Origin of the sequence: Streptomyces sp. HSW2009 (assembly GCF_040240285.1) — a bacterium.
In the GTDB taxonomy this organism is placed as follows: domain Bacteria; phylum Actinomycetota; class Actinomycetes; order Streptomycetales; family Streptomycetaceae; genus Streptomyces.
In genome coordinates this window covers 1-1,111 of record NZ_JBEHZD010001037.1, presented here as the reverse complement: position 1 = coordinate 1,111, position 1,111 = coordinate 1, and the positions used below count along the sequence as shown (strand labels likewise).

Annotated in this window: 1 protein-coding gene; it reads right to left on the bottom strand. The window is 82.6% G+C overall.

The features are described 5' to 3' along the window. Positions 1–878 (bottom strand): hypothetical protein (locus AAHZ94_RS34415; protein WP_349997605.1); only part of this gene is annotated, 878 nt, incomplete at its 3' end. Positions 879–1,111: the final 233 nt, after the last annotated feature.

Genomic DNA, 1,111 nt, shown 5'->3' with positions numbered 1-1,111 from the left:
CCGCCCCGCCCGTCCGCCGCCCCCGGCCGCCCGGGGGGGCTGGTGCCGCGGCCAGCCGCGGGCCCCCGCGCCGCTCCGCCGGGGGGGCGGCCGGCCCGGCCGCTCCGCCGCCGCAGCGCCAGCCCGCCGAGGGTGAGCGCGGTGCCGCCGGCCAGCGCGAGCCCGTACGCCTCGACGCCGCCGAGCCCGCGCCGCGGGGCCGCCCGCTCGTCCCGCTCGTCCCGCGTGTCCTGTTCGCCTCGCTCGCCCTGCGCGTCCTGCTCGCCTCGCGCGTCGGCGCGGGCATCGGTGCCGGCTCCGATGCCGTCGGCGCGGGCCGGGCCGTCGGCCGCCGCGTCCCGCTCCCGCTCGGCCGCCGCGCGCCGCTCGTCCGCGGTGCCACCGCCACCGGCGCGTACCGGCGCGATCGGCGACCGGACCGGCCGGGGGTGCGCAGCGGGCGGTACGGGCTCCGCGTCCCGGACCGGCCGGTCGGCGCTGGCCTCGCGCTCGGCGCTGCTTTCCCGCTCGGCCGCGGTCACGCGCACCCGCGCGGCGGCCACCCGGTCGGTGCCGTCGCAGCGCACGGTGAGGTCGTACGTACCGGTGCCGGCGCCGGCCCTGATCAGCGCATCGCCGCGCAGGCCAGCGCCGCCCCGGCCCGAGGGGACGAGCGCCGCGTCGCGGGCGAAGGCGGCGGAAGCGGCCGTGCCCGCCGCCGCGTCGCACCCCCACACCCGCAGCTCCACCGGCTCATCGGGGTGCGCGGCGACCGGGCTGACGGAGAGTCGGCCGACGGGCCGCGGCGGCTCACCCGAAGACCCGTCGGCCGGCGCGGCGAGCGCCGCGAGCCCGGCGACCAGCACCACCGCGCCCACCGGACGCGAGACGAAGCGCATGAAGGAACCTCCTGGTCCTCCCAGCGTTCGTCCGCCCCGACGGGTCCGCATCCGCTCGGGGGGCGGGTTGGCCCGTTCGGGGTCGCCCGCTCCGCCAACCGGCCGCGCGCCTTCCGGTCAGCGTCTTCCGATCAGCGCCTTCCGGTCAGCTCCCGCCGCGCGGGGCCGCGCCGCCTCCAGCCACGCCCCGCCGCGTAGGGCCGCGCCGACGGCCGACCGCCGCCGCGCGGGGC